We start from the raw sequence: 19,807 nt of genomic DNA, 5'->3' as shown, positions 1-19,807 counted from the left end.
CCGCCACCGTCTTAAGCCACGCGCCCGGGCGCCGTCACGGCGCCGGGCGCAACCCCCGGCTCACCAGCCGCGATAGCCGTAGCCGCCCTCGTAATCCCCGCCCCAGTGGCGGGCGGGGCCGTAGCCGACCGGGACCCGCTCGTAGGTCACGGTCCGGCGGGTGGCGTAGACCGGCGCGTCCTCCTCGTAGACGCGGTAGACCGGGGGCCGCCGCACGACCACGGGAGCCGGGGCGTAGCCGTAATCCGCGTATCCGTAGCCGTAGCCGGGCGCCGCGTGGGCCTGGGTCGCGGCGCCGATCAGGGCGCCGGCCGCGAGGCCGCCGATGATGCCGGCCGCGATGGCGCCGCCGCCGCGGGCCTCGGCGGCGGTGGAGGCCAGGGTGCCCGCGCCGATCAGCGCGGCGGCCGAGAGCAGAGCGATGCGTGTCATGACCTGTCTCCGGTGAGTGCGGGGAGCGCCTGCGGCGCCCCGGATCACACAAGGGACAATGCCGCGCCCGCGCTGCACCGATGCTGAAGCCGGCCTGCAGCCACGGTTCAGCTTGCCGGTCCGGCCTCCATGTCGGGGGCGGTGCGGATGTAGCCTCGGGAGATCAGGCGACTGCGCTCGCGCGTGCGCCGCTCGGCCTCCATCAGGTCGGACAGGGCGTCGGCGATCGCGCAGCGCAGGGCGATCCCGGCATCGCCGCCCGCGAAGCCGAGATACGCGGTGCTGATCGCCTCGACGGGGCATACGTGATCGTCGCGCTGGGCCAGGACCTGGGTCAGCATCGGGTTCTCCTTCGTCGCGTCCGGGAACGAAAAGAGAACAAGCCATAAGGGTTAACGTTCCGTCAACGGCGGCCGGGCCGGCCGCGCGTGACCTGCCAAACCCTGTGGACAACGCGGTTTCCGCTGCCGGACGACTGTGGATAAGCCGGCTCACTCGGGCATGCGCGGCAGCGGCTTGCCGTCGGCGGGAATCGGGTAGCGGGCCGCGTTCAGCTCCATCGCCAGGAACGTGTAGTAGCCCGAGATCGCCGCCAGATCGACGACGCCGGGCTTGCCGAACCGGGCCTCAGCGCGGGCGAAGGTCGCGTCGGAGACGCGCTTCGTGTCCTGGAGCTCGGCGGTGAACTCGTACACGAGGGTCTCGTCGTCGCTCATCCTGGCCGGCCGGCGACCGTCGCGGATCGCCGCGATGATGTCGGCGGAGATGCCGGCCTTCTCGGCGATCGGCGCGTGGACGTACCACTCGTAGTCCTGCGTCCAGCGGCGGGCGGTCATCAGGATCACCAGCTCCGAGAGCGTGGTGCCGATCTTCGGCTTGAAGCGGAGGTAGTCGCCCATCGAGCGGGCGAGCGTCATCACCTCCGGCGAGTGCATGAGCGGCTCGAACGGCCCGAAGGGCGGCTTGCCGCGCGCCTGCGCGAAGGCCTCGGCCGCCTGCTTCTGCTCGGGCGTGTAGTCCTGGGGCGGGATGGTCGGCAGCCGGTCTTGCGCCCGCGCCGCCACGGTCGCCAGCGGAGTCGCCAGCGGCAGGGCCAGGGCGAGGGCGGCCAGAGTCAGCGCGCGGCGGCGGAGGGTCATCGTTTCGCTCCCGTTGGATCTGTGCAGTCGCGCCGCACGATCGCGGCGGCGCCGCGCGGCCACCAGGGCCCGGGGCGGCAAGCCCGTGTCGAATCGCGCGCGGCGTCACGGGAATGCCGGACGCGTCGCGGTCCCGGGCCCGGCCCGGTTGCGCTCGGCGCCGCACCGCGCCATCAGCGGCCGCGATGGCCGGTCCCGCACCCGTGCTGCCGATCGAGGCGGCGCTCCCCGATCTGCGCCGCGCGCTCGCCGCGCGGAACGCCGCCGTCCTGGTGGCGCCCCCCGGCGCCGGCAAGACGACCCGCGTGCCCCTCGACCTGCTCGCGGCGCCCTGGCTCGACGGGCGCAAGATCGTCCTGCTGGAGCCGCGCCGCCTCGCGGCCCGGGCCGCCGCCGCGCGGATGGCCCAGACTTTGGGCGAGCCGGTCGGCGGCACGGTCGGCCTGCGCGTCCGCCTCGGCTCGAAGATCTCCGGCCGCACGCGGATCGAGGTGGTCACCGAGGGCGTGTTCACCCGGATGATCCTGGACGATCCGGAACTGTCCGGGATCGGCGCCGTCCTGTTCGACGAGTTCCACGAGCGCTCCCTCGACGCCGATCTCGGCCTCGCGCTGGCGCTCGACGCGCAGGGCGGCCTGCGGGAAGATCTGCGGATCCTCGTCATGTCGGCGACCCTCGACGGCGCCAGGATCGCGCGGCTGATGGGCGACGCCCCGGTCGTGGCCTCCGAGGGGCGCGCCTTCCCGGTGGAGACCCGCTACGCGGAGCGCGATCCGAACCGGCGGATCGAGGACTCGGTCGCCGAGGTCACCTTGCGCGCCCTGCGGGCGGATCCGGGCTCGATCCTGGTGTTCCTGCCCGGGCAGGCGGAGATCCGCCGGACCGCCGACCTGCTGGCCGAGAAGGTCGGCCCCGACGTGCAGGTCGCCCCCCTCTACGGCGCGCTGACGCCCGCCGAGCAGGACCGCGCCGTCGCGCCGGCCTCCGCCGGAACGCGGAAGGTCGTCCTCGCGACCAGCATCGCCGAGACCTCCCTCACCATCGAGGGCGTCCGGATCGTCATCGATTCGGGGCTGGCGCGGGTCCCGGTCTACGAGCCGGGCCTCGGCCTGACCCGCTTGGTCACGGCCCGCGCCTCCCGCGCCTCGGTGGACCAGCGCCGGGGCCGCGCCGGCCGCACCGAGCCCGGCCTGTGCTGGCGGCTCTGGTCCGAGGCTGGCACCAACGCCCTGGAGCCGTTCACGCGGCCCGAGATCCTGTCGGCCGACCTCGCCGGGCTGCTCCTCGACTGCGCCGCCTGGGGCGTGACCGACCCGGGCGCGCTCGCCTTCCTCGACCCGCCGCCGGCGCCGGCCCTGGCGGAGGCCCGCGCCCTGCTGAGTGAGCTGGGCGCCCTCGACGCCGACGGCCGCCTGACGCCGGTCGGCGCGCGGCTGCGGGCGCTGCCGCTGCCGCCGCGGCTCGCCCGGATGGTGACGGGCGCGGCCGGTACCGGCCAGGCGCGGGCCGCCGCCGACCTCGCCGCCGTGCTGGTCGAGCGCGGCCTCGGCGGCGACGGGGCCGACCTCGACGACCGAGTCGAGCGCTTCCGCCGCGACCGGGGCGGGCGCGCCGCCGACATGCGCCGGCTCGCCGAGGGCTGGGCCCGGAGCGCCGGGGCCGACGGGCCGACGAGTCCGGATGCCGGCCCGGCCGCCGCCGGGCCGCTCCTGGCACTCGCCTATCCCGACCGGGTCGCCCGGGCGCGCGGCCGCGAGGGCGAGTTCGTGATGGCGAGCGGTCGGGCCGGGCGCCTCGACCCGGCGAGCCCGCTCGCCCGGGAGACCCATCTGGTGATCGCCGACCTCGCCGGGTCGGCCGGGAATGCGCGGATCCTGGCCGCGGCGGCGATTGGCACCGAGGCGATCGAGCGGCTCTTCGCCGACCGGATCGAGTCGCGCACCGAGATCGCCTTCGATCCGCAGGCGGCGGCCCTGCGGGCGCGGGCGGTCCGGCGGCTCGGAGCGGTCAGTCTCGGATCACGGCCGCTGCCGGTGCCGCCCGATACGGACAGCGCCGCGATCCTGGCGCGCGGCATCGCCGATCTCGGGATCGATTGCCTGCCGTGGACGCCGGCCCTGGCGCAGTGGCGGGCCCGGGTGACCTTCTTGCACGCCGCCGACGGCGCGGCCTGGCCCGACCTGTCGGACGACGCCCTGGCTCGCACCGCGGAGACGTGGCTGGCGCCTGCCCTAGTGGGGCGCGCCGCCCTGGCGTCGGTCACGGCGAGCGACCTCGCGGACGCCCTCCAGGCCCTGCTGCCCTGGGACCTGCGCGCCCGACTCGACGCGGAGGCGCCGACCCATGTCGAGGTGCCGACCGGCTCGCGCATCCCGGTGGATTACACGGCCGAGGAGCCGGCGCTGGCGGTCCGGGTCCAGGAGCTGTTCGGCCTCGACCGGCATCCCAGGGCCGGCGGGCGCCCGCTGGTCCTGCACCTGCTGTCGCCGGCGCAGCGACCGATCCAGATCACCCGGGACCTGCCGGGCTTCTGGCGCGGATCCTGGACGGCCGTGCGGTCCGAGATGCGCGGGCGCTACCCGCGCCATCCCTGGCCGGAGGACCCGCTCAGCGAGGCCCCGACCCGCCGGGCCAAGCCCCGGGGAACCTGACAGCCGCCCTCCGAGACCCCGACACGAACGAGCCCGACGCGATGACGACCGACACGGATGCCCACGACCCCGCCGCCCACGACCCCTCCGCCGAAGGCTGGACGCCGGTGGAGGACAAGGGCTTCATCGCCCATGTCGGGCCGCTGCACGTCCGCGGTGCGGACGGCGCCTACGCGTTCCGGGCCGATCAGAAGCACGCCAACCTGATCGGCGTGGTCCACGGCGGCATGCTGATGAGCTTCGCCGACCGCGCCCTCGGCGAGACCGCGATGCGCGCCGCCGGGGGCGCCAACTGCGTGACCATCCAGCTGGAGATGAAGTTCATCGATGTCGGCCGCCTCGGCGACTGGATCGAGATCCGGCCGCAGGTCGTCAAGCGCACGGGCTCCCTCGTGTTCATGCGCGGCGACGTCCGCGACGGCACCCGTCTCCTCGCCTCGGCGGACGGCGTCTGGAAGATCCTGCGGCGGCGTCCCGATTGACCCGCGCAGGACGCCGGTCCTAACCTGCCCGCGCGCATCGCGGCGCCCTGGCCGGATGCGCGGGGGAGGATCGCATGCGACCGTCGCGGACCGACGCATCCGGGATCGCAGGTGAACGCGGGTCGATTCCGCGATCCCGGCGCACGATCCTCGCGGGCCTGGGGGCCCTGGCCGTCACTGCCGGCGACGCGGCGGCCCGACCGGAACCGCCCAGCACGGTGACGAGCCCGCCGCGCGACTTCCGGCCTGGCGCCGCCCCGACCACCTACTTCACCGATCCGGACATCGTCACGGTCGACCCGGCGTTCGAGCCCTACATCGTGCCCAACAGTGCCATCCGCCGGCTCTGGACCGGCGCCCTATGGGCGGAGGGACCGGCCTGGAACTCGGTCGGCCGTTACCTGGTCTGGAGCGACATCCCGAACAACCGGCAGATGCGCTGGCTGGAGGAGGACGGGCACGTCTCCACCTTCCGGATGCCGAGCAACAACTCCAACGGCAACAGCTTCGATCGCCAGGGGCGACAGCTTACCTGCGAGCACGCCACCGGGCGGGTCGTCCGCTATGAGCTCGACGGCTCGGCGACGGTCCTGGCCGATTCGTTCGAGGGCAAGCCGCTCAACTCGCCCAACGACGTCGTCCAGCACCCGGACGGCGCCTACTGGTTCTCCGATCCGCCCTACGGCGCGCTGCTCTACGAGGGCCTGCCCGACGTCGCCGGCGGCCCGAGCAACCGGCTGGGCCATCTCGATCCGCGGCTCGGCCAGCCCGCCGGGACCGTCCCGCGGCGACGCGTGCTCCCGAACGCCGTCTACCGCATCGACCCGTCCGGCCGGGTCGACCGGGTGCTCACCGACGACGAGGTGCCCGACCCCAACGGCCTGTGCTTCTCGCCCGATCACCGGACGCTCTATGTCTGCTCCACCGGCAAGGGTCCCGGGGATACCGGACCCGGCGGCAAGGGCGAGATCTACGCCTTCGACGTCGGGGCCGGGGCGGCGCTCTCGAACAAGCGCCTCTTCTCGGACTGCGTCGTGGACGGGGTGAAATGCGGGCCCGACGGCCTGCGGACCGACGTCGACGGCAATCTCTGGGTGTCGAGCAATGCCGGCCGGGCCGTGGGCTACAACGGCGTCACCGTCTGGACGCCCCAGGGCAAGCTCATCGGTCGGATCCGCCTGCCGGAAGTGTGCGGGAATCTCACCTTCGGCGGCCCCAAGCGCAACCGCCTGTTCATGGCGGCGAGCCAGTCGCTCTACGCCCTGACGGTGAATACCCAGGGCGCTGGGCCGGCCTAGGATCGCGCACCTGCGATCCGGGACGGAACCGGCGCCGATCCTCCTCTCGGCCATGGCTGACCGGGCATCGCGACGCTATCTGTCACGGGCATGACCGAGGATCCCGCCCCCGACCCGACCTTGAGCCGCCTCAGCGCGGCCCTCGGGGATCTGCCGAAGCGCGGGCTGCCGCCGGTCGAGCGGTGGGACCCGCCCTATTGCGGCGCCATCGACATCCGCATCGCCGCGGACGGGACGTGGTTCCACAACGGCTCGCCGATCCGACGGGACAAGCTGGTCAAGCTCTTCGCCACCATCCTGCGGCGCGAGCCGGACGGCCGGACCGTCCTGGTCACGCCGGTGGAGAGCGTGGGCATCACCGTGGACGACGCGGCCTTCGTGGCCGTCGAGATGGCGGTGGACGGGAGCGGGGCGGACCGGCGGGTCTCGTTCCGGACCAACGTCGACGACCTGGTGAGCGTCGACGCCGAGCACGCCCTCCGCTTCGAGGAGGCGCCGGATGGGGCGCTGAAGCCCTACCTCCATGTCCGCCGCGGGCTGTGGGCGCTCGTGACCCGGGCGCTCACCTACGACCTCGTGGACCTCGCCGAGGAGCGTCTGGTCGACGGGAAGCCCTGGCTCGGCCTGTGGGCCGGCGGCGCCTTCCACACGATCGCGCCGGTCGCCGCCGCGTGAGCGACCCGCTCGCCGACTTCCTCGCCCGCGCCGCCGTCGGCCTGTCGCCGGACCCGCCCGGACCGGACGATCCGACCTCCAATCCCCGGGGCGACCACAGCCTCGATCCGGACGGGACGGCCGTGATCCCGCCGCCGCCGCACCGCCGAGCCGCCGTCCTCGTGCCGGTCGTGCCGCGCGCGGACGGTCCGACCCTGATCCTGACGATGCGGGCCGCCAACCTGCGCGACCATTCCGGGCAGGTGGCGCTGCCGGGGGGCAAGATCGATCCCTCCGATCCCGGGCCTGCGGACGCGGCCCTGCGGGAGGCCTACGAGGAGATCGGGCTGCCGCCCGAGGCGGTGCGGTTCCTCGGCTATCTCGACCCGTACCTCTCGGGCACCGGCTTCCTCGTGACCCCGGTCATCGGCCTGGTCGATCCCGACGCGGTCCTGACGCCGAACCCGGACGAGGTGGCCGACGTCTTCGAGGTGCCGCTCCCGTTCCTCATGGATCCGGAGCGCTACCGCCTGCGCTCCCGCGCGTGGCAGGGCCGCGAGCGCTGGTTCTACGCCCTGACCTTCGGCGAGCGGCTGATCTGGGGCGTCACGGCGGGGATCCTGAACAATCTGCGGGAACGGCTCTACCCGGAGGCGGCGCCGGGCGACGCCGACCGCGCGGCGCGTTAGGCTGACCGCATGCTCCGCCGCATCCTCGAAGAGTTCGGCCTCTTCCTCATCCCCTTCGCGCTGTTCCTCGTCTACCTGCTGCTGTCCGGTCGCAATCCCCTGCGCCGGGTGCACTGGGATGCGCACCTGTTCCGCCTCGTCCTGGCCGGGCTGGCGGTGGTGATCGGCACCCTCGTCTACGAGGGCCTGTTCTCGGAGCGCCGTCCCGGGGGCTACGTGCCGACCCACATGGAGAACGGCCGCCTCGTACCCGGTGGCTTCCGGTGAGCCGCGCCCTCGATCCGGCGGGGCTGGCGGCCCTGCTCGAACGCCCGGGCGTGCGCCGCGTCCTCGCGGCCCTGGACGCGCCGGGCGCGGAGACCCGCCTGATCGGCGGCTGCGTCCGCGACGCCCTCCTCGGCGCGCCGACCGCCGACATCGACATGGCGACCACCCACCGGCCCGAGGCGGTGATGCGGGCGGCGCAGCGAGCGCCCGGCCTCAAGGCGGTGCCGACCGGCATCGAGCACGGCACCATCACGCTAGTGACCGAGGACGGGCCGATCGAGGTCACGACCCTGCGCGAGGACGTCGAGACCGACGGGCGTCACGCCGTCGTCCGCTTCGGCAGCGACTTCCTCCGCGACGCCGAGCGCCGCGACTTCACCGTCAACGCGCTCTCCCTCGGTGCCGACGGAACCCTGCACGACCCGGTGGGCGGCAGGCCCGACCTCGCGGCCGGGCGGGTGCGCTTCATCGGCGACCCCGCGACCCGGATCCGCGAGGACGCGCTGCGGATCCTGCGCTTCTTCCGCTTCCATGCGCGGTTCGGCGCCGGGGCGCCCGACGCCGCGGCCCTGGCGGCCTGCGTGGCCGCGCGGGACAGCCTGGACCGGCTCTCTCGCGAGCGCGTGCGCGCGGAATTCCTGAAGCTGCTCGCGGCCCCCGGCGGCGCGGCCATGGTGACGACGCTGAGCACGAGCGGGCTGCTGCCGCGGATCACCGGCGGCGTCGGGGAGCTCGGGCGGCTGGAACGGGCCGCAGCCGCGGGCCTGCCTCCGGTGACGCGCCTCGCGGCTCTTGCCGTCGGCGCCCGGCACGACGCCGACCGGCTGCGCGCGCGGCTGCGCCTGTCGAAGAGCGAGCACGGGCAGCTGCTCGGCTACGCCGCGGCGCTGGCCGATCTCCACGGATGCGCGGTGCTGGACGCGGTCGCGGCGCGGGCCCTGGCGGCGGAGCACGGCCTGTCGTGCCTGGCCGAAGCGCTGGCGATCCTGGCCGGAGAGCCGCGGCCCGCCGTGACGGAGGCGGCGCGGGCGGCCCTGCGGGCCCTGGAGGGGGAGGGGGCGTCGCCGGCCTTTCCCCTGGCGGGGGCGGATCTCGTCGCGGCCGGGGTGACGCCGGGGCCCGGGATCGGGCGCGGGCTGGCCGCGGCGCGGAGGATCTGGCTGGAGCGGGGCTGCCCGACGGACGCGGCAGCGCGGGCCGACCTGCTGGCGCGGGCGCTGGAGAGCGCCCGCTGAACGAGGCTCAGAGCTTCAGGAGCGCCTTGGTTTCCTGGAGCTGGACGATCTGGCCGTTCAGCTCCTCGCGCTTCTGCAGGTCCTCGGTGGCGTCGCGCTGCATCTCGATCGCCTCGATGTCGCGGTCGAGGGATTCGTGCGTCAGCTCCTCGATCGGGGCGGCGCGCTCGGCCAGCACGGTCACGGCCGTCGGGCCGATATCGGCGAAGCCGCCGCGGACGTAGATCCGCTTGCCGCTGCCCTGGCTCTCGGTGATCACGATGACGCCGACCCGGAGGGAGGTCAGCACGGGCGCGTGGCCCGGCATCACGGTCATCTCGCCCTCGGTGCCGGGCAGCTGAACGGCGGTCACCTCGCCGGAATACAGCGTCCGCTCGGGGCCGACGAAATCGAAGTGGAAGGTGGCCATGGCCTGACGTGTTCCCGGATCGGCGGCGCGCGCCCCGCCGAGCGGGCGGAGCGTCTCGGAAAAAGGCTGCGCGGACGGCACCGGTCAGGGTCGCCCGCGCGGCCTCTGTCCCCTTCCCGCGCGGGGAAGGGGGTGTCGTCTTACGCGGCCTTGAGCTTCTTGGCCTTCTCCTGGGCCTCCTCGATGGTGCCGACCATGTAGAAGGCGGCCTCCGGGAGGTCGTCGTAGTCGCCGTTCACCAGGCCCTTGAAGCCCTTGATGGTGTCCTCGAGGGCGACCTGCTTGCCCGGCGAGCCGGTGAACACCTCGGCCACCGAGAAGGGCTGCGAGAAGAAGCGCTCGATCTTGCGGGCGCGGGCCACGGTCAGCTTGTCCTCCTCGGACAGCTCGTCCATGCCCAGGATCGCGATGATGTCCTGGAGAGCCTTGTAGCGCTGCAGGGTCTGCTGGACGCGGCGGGCGACATCGTAGTGCTCCTCGCCGAGGATCGCCGGCGACAGCATGCGCGAGGTCGAGTCCAGCGGGTCCACCGCCGGGTAGATGCCCTTCTCGGCGATCGAGCGCGACAGCACGGTCGTGGCGTCGAGGTGGGCGAACGAGGCGGCGGGCGCCGGGTCGGTCAGGTCGTCGGCCGGAACGTAGATGGCCTGCACCGAGGTGATCGAGCCCTTGGTCGTGGTCGTGATGCGCTCTTGGAGGGCGCCCATGTCGGTGGCGAGCGTCGGCTGGTAGCCCACCGCCGAGGGGATGCGGCCGAGGAGCGCCGACACCTCGGAGCCCGCCTGCGTGAAGCGGAAGATGTTGTCGACGAAGAACAGCACGTCCTGGCCGTCGTCGCGGAACTGCTCGGCGATCGTGAGGCCGGTCAGGGCGACGCGCGAGCGGGCGCCCGGCGACTCGTTCATCTGGCCGTAGACCAGGGCGCACTTCGAACCCTCGGCGGAGCCGTGCTCCTTCGGGTCGACGTTCACCTTGGACTCGATCATCTCGTGGTAGAGATCGTTGCCCTCGCGGGTGCGCTCACCCACGCCGGCGAACACCGAGTAGCCCGAGTGCACCTTGGCGATATTGTTGATCAGCTCCATGATCAGCACGGTCTTGCCGACGCCGGCGCCGCCGAACAGGCCGATCTTGCCGCCCTTCGCGTAGGGGGCGAGCAGGTCCACCACCTTGATGCCGGTCACGAGGATCTGGGCCTCGGTCGATTGCTCGGCGTAGGAGGGGGCCGGCTGGTGGATGGCGCGGAACGTGTCGGCCTGGACCGGGCCGGCCTCGTCGATCGGCTCGCCGATGACGTTCATGATGCGGCCGAGCGTGTTCATGCCGACCGGAACCTTGATCGGCTCGCCGGTGTCGGTGCACTCCTGGCCGCGGGTCAGGCCCTCGGACGTGTCCATGGCGATGCAGCGGACGGTGTTCTCGCCGAGCTGCTGGGCAACCTCGAGAACGAGGCGGGCGCCGTTGTTCTTGGTCTCCAGCGCGTTCAGGATCTCGGGCAGGTGGCCCTCGAACTGCACGTCGACCACGGGGCCGATGACCTGGGTGATCTTGCCGACCTTGTTGGAGCCGGTGCCGGGGAGTGCGGTGTTCGCCATCGTTAACCTACCCTTCAAGCTGTGCGGTCGGGTCGCGGTGCCTCAGAGGGCTTCCGCACCCGAGATGATCTCGATGAGTTCCTTGGTGATCATGGCCTGACGCGTCCGGTTGTAGATCAGCGTCTGCTTCTTGATCATCTCGCCCGCGTTGCGGGTCGCCGAGTCCATGGCGCTCATGCGCGCGCCCTGCTCGGAGGCGGCGTTCTCCAAGAGCGCCCGGTAGATCTGCACCGTCAGGTTCTTCGGCAGCAGCGTCTCGAGGATCGCCTCCTCGGACGGCTCGAATTCCAGGGCGGCGTTGCCGGCGGCCGCCTTCGCGGTCGTGTCGACCGCCGGCAGCTCCGCGGGGATCAGGCGCTGCGCGGTCGGGATCTGCGAGATGACCGAGCGGAACTCGGAGTAGAACAGGGTCGCGACGTCGAACTCGCCGCTCTCGAAGCGGGTCAGAATCTTGTCGGCGATCGAGGCGGCGAACTCGTAATCCACCGGGCGGTTGCCGCGGATATCCATGCTCTCGACGATCTGGTCGCGGTACTGCCGGCGCAGCGCGTCGAGGCCCTTCTTGCCGACCGTCATGATCTTGACGGTCTTGCCCTCGGCGGCGAGCTTCTGGGCGTGCTCGCGCACCGCGAGGCGGACAATCGACGAGTTGAACGCGCCGGCGAGGCCGCGGTCGCCGGTGCACACCACGAGCAGGTGCGTCTGCTCGGAGCCGGTCCCGGACAGAAGCCGCGGGGCGCCGACGCCGCCGACGAGGTTGCCCGCGAGGTTGCCGAGCACCGCCGACATCTTCTCGGCGTAGGGACGGCCCGCCTCGGCGGCCATCTGCGCCCGGCGCAGCTTGGCGGCGGCGACCATCTGCATGGCCTTGGTAATCTTCTGCGTCGCCTTCACCGAGGTGATGCGGTTGCGCAGGTCCTTCAAACTCGCCATCGGGTGAGGTCCAGGTCCGTTCTATGGGCCTCTCCTTCCCTCGGCGGGAAGGAGCCGGAAGTTCGGGCGGTGCGGCGGGGACCGGGATCCCCCCGCACCACCCAAGATCCCTCCCCGAGGGGAGGGGCCTCACATCAGCCGATCGACTTGGCGACGCTCTCGACGACGCTCTTCAGCTTGCCGGCGTTCTCGTCCGACAGGTCCTTGGAGGCGGCGATCGAGTCGAGCAGGTCCTTGTGCTTGGAGCGCAGGGTCGAGAGCAGCGCGTCCTCGAACGGGCGGACCTTGGTCACCGGCATCTTGTCGAGGTAGCCGTTCACGCCGGCGTAGATCACCGCGACCTGCTCTTCCATCTTCAGTGGCGAGAACTGCGGCTGCTTCAGGAGCTCGGTGAGCCGCGAGCCGCGGTTCAGGAGGGCCTGGGTGGAGGCGTCGAGATCCGAGCCGAACTGCGCGAAGGCGGCCATCTCGCGGTACTGCGCGAGCTCGCCCTTGATCTTGCCGGCGACCTTCTTCATCGCCTTGGTCTGGGCCGAGGAGCCCACCCGCGACACCGAGAGGCCGACGTTTACCGCCGGGCGGATGCCCTGGTAGAACAGGTCGGTCTCGAGGAAGATCTGGCCGTCGGTGATCGAGATCACGTTGGTCGGGATGTAGGCCGAGACGTCGTTGGCCTGGGTCTCGATGACCGGCAGCGCGGTCAGCGAGCCGTTGCCGGCGGCGTCGCCCATCTTGGCGGCGCGCTCGAGCAGGCGGCTGTGGAGGTAGAACACGTCGCCCGGATACGCCTCGCGGCCCGGCGGGCGGCGCAGCAGCAGCGACATCTGGCGGTAGGCCACGGCCTGCTTGGAGAGATCGTCGTACACGATCACGGCGTGCATGCCGTTGTCGCGGAAGTACTCGCCCATGGCGCAGCCGGCGAATGGCGCGATGAACTGCATCGGGGCCGCGTCGGACGCCGTGGCGGCGATGACGATGGAGTACTCCAGCGCGCCCTGGTCCTCCAGGACCTTCACGAACTGGGCCACCGTCGAGCGCTTCTGGCCGATGGCGACGTAGATGCAGAAGAGCTTGGCCTTCTCGTCGCCACCGGCGGCGTGGCCCGGCTTCTGGTTCAGGATCGTGTCGAGGGCGATGGCAGTCTTGCCGGTCTGGCGGTCGCCGATGATCAGCTCGCGCTGGCCGCGGCCCACCGGGATCAGGGCGTCGATCGCCTTGAGGCCCGTCGCCATCGGCTCGTGCACCGACTTGCGCGGGATGATGCCCGGAGCCTTGACGTCGACGCGGCGACGCTCGGTGGAGACGATCGGGCCCTTGCCGTCGATCGGGTTGCCGAGGGCGTCGACGACGCGGCCGAGCAGGCCCTTGCCGACCGGCACGTCCACGATGGCGCCGGTCCGCTTGACGGTCTGGCCTTCCTTGATCTCGCGGTCGGAGCCGAAGATCACGATGCCGACGTTGTCCTGCTCGAGGTTCAGGGCCATGCCGCGCACGCCCGACTCGAACTCGACCATCTCGCCGGCCTGGACGTTGTCGAGGCCGTAGGCGCGGGCGATGCCGTCGCCGACGGACAGGACCTGCCCGACCTCGGAGACCTCGGCCTCCTCGCCGAAGTTCTTGATCTGCTCTTTCAGGATCGCGGAGATCTCGGCGGCGCGGATGTCCATACTCGGGCCTCTGTCGCTGATGCGTCTATGCGTGTTCGGGTCGGATGGGGGCGCTTACCGCGCGGCCCGCATCGCGAGGCGGATACCGTTGAGCTTGGTCTTGAGGGAGGCGTCGACCATGCGCGAGCCCATCTTCACGACGAGGCCGCCGATCAGGCTGGGGTCGACCACGAGGTCGACGGCGACATCGGCCTTGGCGATGTCGCGCAGCGACGCCTTGATCTCCTCGACCACCGCGTCGGAGGGCTTCTCGGCCACCCGGACCTGGGCGCGCACGATGCCCTTCGAGTCCTGGACCAGGGTCCGGAACGCGTCGATCATGTCGGGCAGGGCGAAGAGCCGGCGGTTCGAGGCCGCGAGGCGGATGAAATTGCCGGCGAGGCCGCCGATGCCCGCCTTGTCGAGCACGGCGCCGATGGCGGCCGCCTGCTCCTCGGCGCTGAAGACCGGGCTGCGGACGAGGCGGCGGAGATCCGCGCTCTCCTTCAGCAGCGTGTCGAATTGATCGAGAGACTCGGCGACCGCGTCGACCTGGCGCTCGTCGCGCGCGAGCTCGAACAGGGCGGAAGCGTACCGGCCCGCCACGCCTGCGACCAGGGGACCAGCCTCGGAACCGTTCTGCGCCACCCGTCGCTCTCTTCTCTGGTTGCCCGTCCGCTCCGCGCGCTCCGGCTGGAGCGCGGTGCGAGACCGTTCGGGACGTGGGATCGCGCCGGCAACGGACAGGTCGAGAACTGTCCTCGCGGCGCGGCGACCGCCTAGCATGCCAGCATGGCCGCGCGCAACACGGCAGGCGCGCGTCGCTGCGCGTCAGGACGGCGGAAGTGTGACGCGGGTCCCGCGTCAGCAGGCGAGCCGGTCGCAGCGCCGCACGCTCGCGATCATCTTGGCCATGGCGCCGGCGCCGGGATGCCCGAGGATCCCGCTGTTGCCGATCACGTAGGACGGCGTCGCGTAGAGGCCGAGATCCGCGGCCATCCGCATCTGGCTCTTCAGCGCCGCGCGCACCTCCTCGCTGTCGGCGATCTCCTCGACCTCCGCCTGCGGGATCCCCATCGTGGCGGCGACGGCGAGCGCGCCGGGCCCGTCGATGCGGCCGGGCTTGCCCAGCAGCGTCTGGTAGAAGCGCCACGCCGCCTCGGAGCCGAGCTTGCGCTGCACCGCGAGCATCACCTTGGCGGCCTGGGCGGATTGCGGCGACAGGATCGGGTTGTGGACAAGCCCGATCCGCAGCTCCGGATCGCTGTCGTGCAGGGCAACCACGTCGGCGGCCGCCTTCCGGCAGTACGGGCAGTTGAAGTCGAAGAACTCGTAGAGCGTGGTGCCGGCATCCCGCGGCCCGACATAGGTCACGCCGCGCAGGGCCGGGATCTGCCCGGTGATCTCGCCCGGCAGGATCGAGTTCGCCACCGCGCGCCCGTCGTCGCCCGTCACCGCGACCCGCTGGCCGTAGGATTGCGCGGAGGCGCTGGTCAGGCCGGCACCGAAGGTGGCGGCTGCGGCGAGCAGGAGGCGTCGCGAGACAGGCTTCGAAACAGGCATGGGACTCGTCCGGGGCATCGCTGTCCCGCTCCGGCCGCGCCGAAGCGGAGCCGGACCAGAACCAGGGGGTCGAGTCGGTTTCATGGCCGAGCGGCCGTGAACGTCGCGCTACCGCGCGGCGGGCGCGGCCTAGCGCAGCCCCTTCGGCCGGTCGCCGGTCGCCCAGGCCAGGGCCTGCTCGAGCCGGTCGTTGCCCCAGAACAGCTCGCCGTCGTCGGCCAGGAACGTCGGCGCCCCGTAGATCCCGCGGGAGCGCGCCTCCTCGACGCTGACCCGCAGCTTCGTCTTGTTGGCCTCGGCGGCGGCGGCCCGCACGGTCTGTGTGCCGTCGAGCCCGAGCGAATCGAGGATCTCCGCGACGGCCGCCGGTTCCGCGATCGAGCGGCCCTCGGCGAAGCTCGCGGTGAAGACCGCCTTCGAGAACGGCACCAGCCAGGGCTGGTCCTGGCCGAGGATCGCGACCCGCACCGCGCTGAGGCTGTTCTGCGGGAACTGGGCGGGGCGCGTCACCGGCGGCAGGCCGAGGCTGGCGGCCTCGCGCTCGACGTCGCGCCACATGTTCTTGCCCTTGGCCGCGTAGAGATTGAACGGTGAGGTGGTCCAGCCCTGCGCGGCGAAGAGCGGCCCGACCAGGAAGGGGCGCCACCGGATCGCCACGTCCGCCTCGGCGGCGGCGGCCTCGACGCGCATGGCCGCGAGGTAGGAGTAGGTGGAGGCGAATTCGTACCAGAACTCCAGAATTGGCTGGCGCGCCATAGACTTCGCTTCTCCGATGCACTCTCGCGGCGATGACGACCTGCAACGCCCGCGCCGTTTCTGACACAACCGCAAGGCCGTCGTGAGGCGAAACGCGGCCGATCCTCCGGCATCTCGGCTACGCGCGAGGCGGCGCGCCGGTTGCAGGCCGGTGACACCCGCGATAAGCCGCAAACGCCGAGCCAGATCCCTCGCCCAGTTCCGGAAGTCCCATGTCCGTTCCCGCGAAGAGCCCCGTGAAGAAGGTCGTGCTGGCCTATTCCGGCGGCCTCGACACATCGATCATCCTGAAGTGGCTGCAGACCACCTACGGCTGCGAGGTCGTCACCTTCACGGCCGATCTCGGCCAGGGCGAGGAGCTGGAGCCCGCGCGCCGCAAGGCGGAGCTGCTCGGCATCAAGCCCGAGAACATCTACATCGAGGACCTGCGCGAGGAATTCGTCCGCGACTACGTCTTCCCGATGTTCCGGGCGAACGCTGTCTACGAGGGCGTCTACCTGCTCGGCACCTCGATCGCCCGGCCGCTGATCGCCAAGAAGCAGATCGAGATCGCCGAGCGCGTCGGCGCCGACGCGGTCTGCCACGGCGCCACCGGCAAGGGGAACGATCAGGTCCGGTTCGAGCTCGGCTACTACGCGCTGAAGCCCGACGTCACGGTGATCGCGCCCTGGCGCGAGTGGGACCTGCGCTCGCGCGAGCAGCTCATCGCCTTCGCCGAGCAGCACCAGATCCCGATCGCCAAGGACAAGCGCGGCGAGAGCCCGTTCTCGGTAGACGCCAACCTCCTGCACGCCTCCTCGGAGGGCAAGGTGCTGGAGGATCCGGCCGTCGAGGTGCCGGACTACGTCTACTCGCGCACCCTCTCCCCCGAGGAGGCGCCCGACCAGCCGACGGTCATCACGATCGGGTTCGAGCGCGGCGACGCCGTCTCGATCGACGGCGAGGCTCTGTCGCCCGCGAGCCTGCTGACCAAGCTCAACGAGCTCGGCCGCGCCAACGGCATCGGCCGGCTCGACCTGGTGGAGAACCGCTTCGTCGGCATGAAGAGCCGCGGCATGTACGAGACGCCTGGCGGCACGATCCTGCTGCCGGCGCACCGCGCCATCGAGTCGATCACGCTGGACCGGGGTGCCGCGCACCTGAAGGACCAGCTCATGCCGCAATACGCCGAGCTCATCTACAACGGCTTCTGGTTCTCGCCGGAGCGCGAGATGATCCAGGCCCTGATCGACAAGAGCCAGGAGAAGGTCACCGGCACGGTGCGGCTGAAGCTCTACAAGGGCGGCGTCCACGTGATCGGCCGCGAGAGCCCGCACTCGCTCTACGACCAGGACCTCGTGACCTTCGAGGAGGGCGCCGTCGCCTACGATCACCGCGACGCGGCGGGTTTCATCAAGCTCAACGCCCTGCGCCTGCGCACCCTGGCCCAGCGCAAGAAGCGCGAGGGCTGAGCCCGGTGCCGGTCGCCGCCGCGCGGGCGGCCGCGACCGGAGGTAGCCGTCAGGCGGGGAGCCAGCGCTCGGCGGCCCGACGGAAGTCGCCGGGCCCGAGATCGGCGTAGCGCAGGAAGATCTGCAGGGCCGGCTGCAATTCGCGATGGAGGCGCACGAGCCGCGTCTCCGCGTCCTCGTCGTCGTTCGCGGCCGCGCCCGGCACGGCGGCGAGAAGGCGCTTCATCGCCGCGGTGTAGGCGCCGTCCGCGCCGTAGGGCCGCTCCGGGTCGACGCGCGGCACCCCCTGCTCGGCGTTCCACCCGATATTCAGCTGCGGGATCAGCGCGAGGTGCTCGGGCGTCACCGCGAAGGTGATCAGGTCCGGGGTCTCGCCGGTGGCCGCGTCCCGGAAGACGTCGCCCACGGCGCCCGGATCGAGTTTGGCCAGACCGTTGTGGTACTGGTACCGGCCCGGCTTCAGCTGCCCGTTCTGGACGAAGACGGCGAGGCCGTCCTCGAGCGACCGGTGCTCCTCCTCGGCGCCCTCGTCGTCGCCGGTGACGTTGGCGATGTCGCCGTCGCGGTCGAGGCTGCCATAGGGGGCGGCCGGGTGGATGGTCGGCGCCCCCGGCTCGGCGCCGTCCCAGGCGACGACCATCCGGCGGATCAGGGCGATGCGCTCCAGGCTCAGGTCGTAGACGGCATCGCTCATCGTGTATCGGTCCCGGCTCTCACGCTTGGAAGGCCCGTCTTACAGAGGCGAGTCGCCCCCTGCTACCGCCGCAAGCAGCCCGTGAGGCCGTCGATCTGTCCCATCATCGCCTGGATCCGCGCGGCCCGGCGGCGCACCCCGGGGGAGGGCCGGCCGGCGCTGCGGGTGATCGGGTTCGGCAGCACGGCGGCGAGCAGGGCGGCCTCGTTGCGGGTCAGCCGGCTCGCGTCCTTGCCGAACCAGTGCCGGCTCGCGGCCTGCGCGCCGTAGATCCCGTCGCCCCACTCGGCGACGTTGAGGTAGATCTCCATCATCCGGCGCTTGCCCCAGAGCGTGTCGAGCGCCAGCGCCAGCGGGATCTCGATGGCCTTCCGGATGTAGGAGCGGCCGGGCCACAGGAAGACGTTCTTCACCGTCTGCATGGCGATCGTGGAGGCGCCGCGGCTCGGGGAATCCTCGTCCTCGACCACGTCGCGGATCGCGCCGAAATCGACCCCGTGATCCAGGCAGAAGCGCTGATCCTCCGAGGCGATCACGGCCTGGGGCAGGGCCGGCGCGATGGCGGAGAGCGAGACCGGATCCCGACTCACCGGCTGAAGCATCAACCACCGTCCCAGCATCAGGGTCGACGGCGGCATCACCGCGCTATAGACGAGCGCCAACGTCAGCGCGAGGACGAACCCGACGGCGGGGAGCAGCAGCAGCGCTCCCACAAGCTGTCGGACGCGACGGGAACGGCGCAGGCGCGCGAGCGGGAGGTCGCGACCTGCCGTCTCCCGCCTGCGTCGAGCCCCGTCCACCGTGAGTCCGTCCCCGCCCAACTGACACCCGATTGGTTTTCGCAAGGCCAGGACCGGACGTAAGCCCGATGACCCCGACCCCCTCAACGCAGGCACCGACCGGTTCGGTCAAGGCAGTCACGCCGGCCGCCGATTTTACCCACAGGTTGACGGAGGTCGCCGGCACGGTCGAGACCTTCCTGGTCGAGCGGCTCGGCCCCGCGGTCGGCGCCGGCGAGATCGCCCGGCCGCCCCGCCTGATGGAGGCCATGCGGCACGCCGTGCTCGGCGGCGGCAAGCGTCTCCGGCCGTTCCTGGCCATCGAGACCGCCCGGATGCTCGGCGGCTCCGAGGCCGCCGCGCTGGCGGCCGGCGCCGGCGTCGAGCTGGTCCACTGCTACAGCCTCGTCCACGACGACCTGCCGGCGATGGACGACGACGACATGCGCCGCGGCAAGCCCACGGTCCACAAGGCCTACGACGAGGCCACCGCCATCCTCGTCGGCGACGCCCTGCAGACGCTGGCCTTCGAGATCGTGGCCGACCCGACCTGGCAGCCGGATGCGCGCATCCGCGCCGACCTCGTGCTCGGCCTCGCCCGCGCCTCGGGCCTCGGCGGCATGGTCGGCGGCCAGCTCCTCGACCTCACCGCCGAGGGTCGGTTCGGCGCGGCCAACATGGACGTGGACGACACCCTGCGGATGCAGGCGATGAAGACCGGCGCGATCCTGGCCTTCTCGGTGGAGGCCGGCGCGATCGTCGGCGGTGCCGACAAGGACCAGCAGGCCGCACTCCTGCGCTACGGCCTCGCCCTGGGGCAGGCCTTCCAGATCGCCGACGACATCCTCGACCGGGAGGCCTCGCCCGAGGCCATGGGCAAGGCCACCGGCAAGGACAAGGATGCCGGCAAGGCGACGCTCGTCGACCGTCTCGGCATCGACGGGGCCCGCGCCGAGTGCGACCGCCTCGTCGGCGTCTGCGAGGACGCGGTGTCGTCCTGGGGGGAGGGCGCCCGCGTCCTGCGCGACGCCGCCCGCTTCACGGTCGCCCGCAAGACCTGATCGCGCCGGGCGGGGGAAACCCGGCCGCCGCCTCGGGCGGCCGGGCCGGGCCCGGCGGCCCGACCTCCGCGAA

General features: G+C 72.1%; 21 protein-coding genes. 9 read left to right on the top strand and 12 right to left on the bottom strand.

Features of this window, described 5'->3' with window-relative positions:
- Nucleotides 1–60 precede the first annotated feature (60 nt).
- The 3 genes from BLW78_RS13110 to BLW78_RS13100 all read right to left on the bottom strand — a co-directional run bounded on the left by BLW78_RS13110 (nucleotide 61) and on the right by BLW78_RS13100 (nucleotide 1,571).
- Complete coding sequence (locus BLW78_RS13110) at nucleotides 61–432, bottom strand: hypothetical protein (RefSeq protein ID WP_020093513.1); 372 nt, start codon at nucleotides 430–432, stop codon at nucleotides 61–63.
- A gap of 107 nt (nucleotides 433–539) precedes the next feature.
- On the bottom strand, nucleotides 540–773 hold the full coding sequence (locus BLW78_RS13105) for a hypothetical protein (protein ID WP_056522462.1): 234 nt from the start codon (nucleotides 771–773) through the stop codon (nucleotides 540–542).
- A gap of 150 nt (nucleotides 774–923) precedes the next feature.
- A complete protein-coding gene (locus tag BLW78_RS13100; RefSeq protein ID WP_091680111.1) occupies nucleotides 924–1,571 on the bottom strand; it encodes a carboxymuconolactone decarboxylase family protein in 648 nt (215 codons plus the stop codon).
- A gap of 185 nt (nucleotides 1,572–1,756) precedes the next feature.
- Here BLW78_RS13100 and hrpB point away from each other — a divergent pair, with 185 nt between their 5' ends.
- The 7 genes from hrpB (at nucleotide 1,757) to BLW78_RS13065 (ending at nucleotide 8,847) form a co-directional block, all read left to right on the top strand.
- Complete coding sequence (gene hrpB, locus BLW78_RS13095) at nucleotides 1,757–4,222, top strand: ATP-dependent helicase HrpB (RefSeq protein ID WP_091680108.1); 2,466 nt, start codon at nucleotides 1,757–1,759, stop codon at nucleotides 4,220–4,222.
- Between the two features lie 41 nt (nucleotides 4,223–4,263).
- Entirely contained in the window at nucleotides 4,264–4,704 is a 441-nt protein-coding gene (locus BLW78_RS13090; RefSeq protein WP_091680106.1) for a PaaI family thioesterase, read from the top strand.
- A gap of 74 nt (nucleotides 4,705–4,778) precedes the next feature.
- On the top strand, nucleotides 4,779–6,002 hold the full coding sequence (locus BLW78_RS13085) for an SMP-30/gluconolactonase/LRE family protein (protein ID WP_091680103.1): 1,224 nt from the start codon (nucleotides 4,779–4,781) through the stop codon (nucleotides 6,000–6,002).
- Between the two features lie 90 nt (nucleotides 6,003–6,092).
- Nucleotides 6,093–6,677 (top strand): DUF1285 domain-containing protein, encoded by a 585-nt coding sequence (locus BLW78_RS13080; RefSeq protein ID WP_091680101.1) that lies wholly within the window; start codon nucleotides 6,093–6,095, stop codon nucleotides 6,675–6,677.
- Entirely contained in the window at nucleotides 6,674–7,345 is a 672-nt protein-coding gene (locus tag BLW78_RS13075) for a CoA pyrophosphatase (protein ID WP_091680098.1), read from the top strand. Before BLW78_RS13080 ends, BLW78_RS13075 begins: the two co-directional genes overlap by 4 nt.
- 9 nt (nucleotides 7,346–7,354) lie before the next feature.
- Nucleotides 7,355–7,612, top strand: a complete 258-nt coding sequence (locus BLW78_RS13070) for a DUF6111 family protein (protein ID WP_020093505.1) — start codon at nucleotides 7,355–7,357, stop codon at nucleotides 7,610–7,612.
- Nucleotides 7,609–8,847, top strand: a complete 1,239-nt coding sequence (locus BLW78_RS13065; RefSeq protein WP_091680095.1) for a CCA tRNA nucleotidyltransferase — start codon at nucleotides 7,609–7,611, stop codon at nucleotides 8,845–8,847. Before BLW78_RS13070 ends, BLW78_RS13065 begins: the two co-directional genes overlap by 4 nt.
- A 7-nt stretch (nucleotides 8,848–8,854) precedes the next feature.
- Here BLW78_RS13065 and BLW78_RS13060 read toward each other — a convergent pair whose 3' ends face one another.
- From BLW78_RS13060 to BLW78_RS13030, 7 genes are all read right to left on the bottom strand, one after another.
- On the bottom strand, nucleotides 8,855–9,256 hold the full coding sequence (locus BLW78_RS13060) for a F0F1 ATP synthase subunit epsilon (protein WP_020093503.1): 402 nt from the start codon (nucleotides 9,254–9,256) through the stop codon (nucleotides 8,855–8,857).
- A gap of 140 nt (nucleotides 9,257–9,396) precedes the next feature.
- Complete coding sequence (gene atpD / locus BLW78_RS13055; RefSeq protein ID WP_020093502.1) at nucleotides 9,397–10,851, bottom strand: F0F1 ATP synthase subunit beta; 1,455 nt, start codon at nucleotides 10,849–10,851, stop codon at nucleotides 9,397–9,399.
- A gap of 42 nt (nucleotides 10,852–10,893) precedes the next feature.
- Nucleotides 10,894–11,784 (bottom strand): F0F1 ATP synthase subunit gamma, encoded by an 891-nt coding sequence (locus tag BLW78_RS13050; RefSeq protein WP_091680092.1) that lies wholly within the window; start codon nucleotides 11,782–11,784, stop codon nucleotides 10,894–10,896.
- A gap of 134 nt (nucleotides 11,785–11,918) precedes the next feature.
- Entirely contained in the window at nucleotides 11,919–13,451 is a 1,533-nt protein-coding gene (gene atpA, locus BLW78_RS13045; RefSeq protein WP_091680089.1) for a F0F1 ATP synthase subunit alpha, read from the bottom strand.
- Nucleotides 13,452–13,505: 54 nt separating this feature from the next.
- Nucleotides 13,506–14,078, bottom strand: coding sequence for a F0F1 ATP synthase subunit delta (locus tag BLW78_RS13040; protein ID WP_091680087.1), 573 nt, complete (start codon nucleotides 14,076–14,078; stop codon nucleotides 13,506–13,508).
- Between the two features lie 216 nt (nucleotides 14,079–14,294).
- Nucleotides 14,295–14,993, bottom strand: a complete 699-nt coding sequence (locus BLW78_RS13035) for a DsbA family protein (protein WP_020093498.1) — start codon at nucleotides 14,991–14,993, stop codon at nucleotides 14,295–14,297.
- A 129-nt stretch (nucleotides 14,994–15,122) separates the two neighbouring features.
- A complete protein-coding gene (locus BLW78_RS13030) occupies nucleotides 15,123–15,749 on the bottom strand; it encodes a 2-hydroxychromene-2-carboxylate isomerase (protein WP_091680084.1) in 627 nt (208 codons plus the stop codon).
- A 212-nt stretch (nucleotides 15,750–15,961) separates the two neighbouring features.
- On the opposite strand from BLW78_RS13030, the gene BLW78_RS13025 reads away from it, so the two are divergent.
- A complete protein-coding gene (locus BLW78_RS13025; protein WP_020093496.1) occupies nucleotides 15,962–17,200 on the top strand; it encodes an argininosuccinate synthase in 1,239 nt (412 codons plus the stop codon).
- A gap of 49 nt (nucleotides 17,201–17,249) precedes the next feature.
- Here BLW78_RS13025 and BLW78_RS13020 read toward each other — a convergent pair whose 3' ends face one another.
- Together BLW78_RS13020 and mtgA are read right to left on the bottom strand one after the other, a co-directional pair.
- A complete protein-coding gene (locus tag BLW78_RS13020; protein ID WP_091680081.1) occupies nucleotides 17,250–17,894 on the bottom strand; it encodes a hypothetical protein in 645 nt (214 codons plus the stop codon).
- A 62-nt stretch (nucleotides 17,895–17,956) separates the two neighbouring features.
- Nucleotides 17,957–18,607 (bottom strand): monofunctional biosynthetic peptidoglycan transglycosylase, encoded by a 651-nt coding sequence (gene mtgA, locus BLW78_RS13015; protein ID WP_244526931.1) that lies wholly within the window; start codon nucleotides 18,605–18,607, stop codon nucleotides 17,957–17,959.
- Nucleotides 18,608–18,762: 155 nt separating this feature from the next.
- On the opposite strand from mtgA, the gene BLW78_RS13010 reads away from it, so the two are divergent.
- Complete coding sequence (locus BLW78_RS13010) at nucleotides 18,763–19,734, top strand: polyprenyl synthetase family protein (protein ID WP_026604982.1); 972 nt, start codon at nucleotides 18,763–18,765, stop codon at nucleotides 19,732–19,734.
- Nucleotides 19,735–19,807: the final 73 nt, after the last annotated feature.

This window comes from Methylobacterium sp. 275MFSha3.1, from assembly GCF_900108435.1.
Taxonomy (GTDB): Bacteria; Pseudomonadota; Alphaproteobacteria; order Rhizobiales; family Beijerinckiaceae; genus Methylobacterium.
Note: the sequence above shows the minus strand (reverse complement) of the source record. Positions and strands in the feature narration are given on the sequence as shown.

Coding starts and splice junctions, on each gene's coding strand:
- BLW78_RS13025 (WP_020093496.1), top strand. CDS start 15,962: ATGTCCGTTCCCGCGAAGAGCCCCGTGAAGAAGGTCGTGCTGGCCTAT.
- BLW78_RS13105 (WP_056522462.1), bottom strand. CDS start 773: ATGCTGACCCAGGTCCTGGCCCAGCGCGACGATCACGTATGCCCCGTC.
- BLW78_RS13070 (WP_020093505.1), top strand. CDS start 7,355: ATGCTCCGCCGCATCCTCGAAGAGTTCGGCCTCTTCCTCATCCCCTTC.
- BLW78_RS13085 (WP_091680103.1), top strand. CDS start 4,779: ATGCGACCGTCGCGGACCGACGCATCCGGGATCGCAGGTGAACGCGGG.
- BLW78_RS13030 (WP_091680084.1), bottom strand. CDS start 15,749: ATGGCGCGCCAGCCAATTCTGGAGTTCTGGTACGAATTCGCCTCCACC.
- hrpB (WP_091680108.1), top strand. CDS start 1,757: ATGGCCGGTCCCGCACCCGTGCTGCCGATCGAGGCGGCGCTCCCCGAT.
- atpA (WP_091680089.1), bottom strand. CDS start 13,451: ATGGACATCCGCGCCGCCGAGATCTCCGCGATCCTGAAAGAGCAGATC.
- BLW78_RS13010 (WP_026604982.1), top strand. CDS start 18,763: ATGACCCCGACCCCCTCAACGCAGGCACCGACCGGTTCGGTCAAGGCA.
- BLW78_RS13110 (WP_020093513.1), bottom strand. CDS start 432: ATGACACGCATCGCTCTGCTCTCGGCCGCCGCGCTGATCGGCGCGGGC.
- BLW78_RS13035 (WP_020093498.1), bottom strand. CDS start 14,993: ATGCCTGTTTCGAAGCCTGTCTCGCGACGCCTCCTGCTCGCCGCAGCC.
- BLW78_RS13020 (WP_091680081.1), bottom strand. CDS start 17,894: ATGAGCGATGCCGTCTACGACCTGAGCCTGGAGCGCATCGCCCTGATC.
- BLW78_RS13080 (WP_091680101.1), top strand. CDS start 6,093: ATGACCGAGGATCCCGCCCCCGACCCGACCTTGAGCCGCCTCAGCGCG.
- BLW78_RS13060 (WP_020093503.1), bottom strand. CDS start 9,256: ATGGCCACCTTCCACTTCGATTTCGTCGGCCCCGAGCGGACGCTGTAT.
- BLW78_RS13100 (WP_091680111.1), bottom strand. CDS start 1,571: ATGACCCTCCGCCGCCGCGCGCTGACTCTGGCCGCCCTCGCCCTGGCC.
- atpD (WP_020093502.1), bottom strand. CDS start 10,851: ATGGCGAACACCGCACTCCCCGGCACCGGCTCCAACAAGGTCGGCAAG.
- BLW78_RS13050 (WP_091680092.1), bottom strand. CDS start 11,784: ATGGCGAGTTTGAAGGACCTGCGCAACCGCATCACCTCGGTGAAGGCG.
- BLW78_RS13090 (WP_091680106.1), top strand. CDS start 4,264: ATGACGACCGACACGGATGCCCACGACCCCGCCGCCCACGACCCCTCC.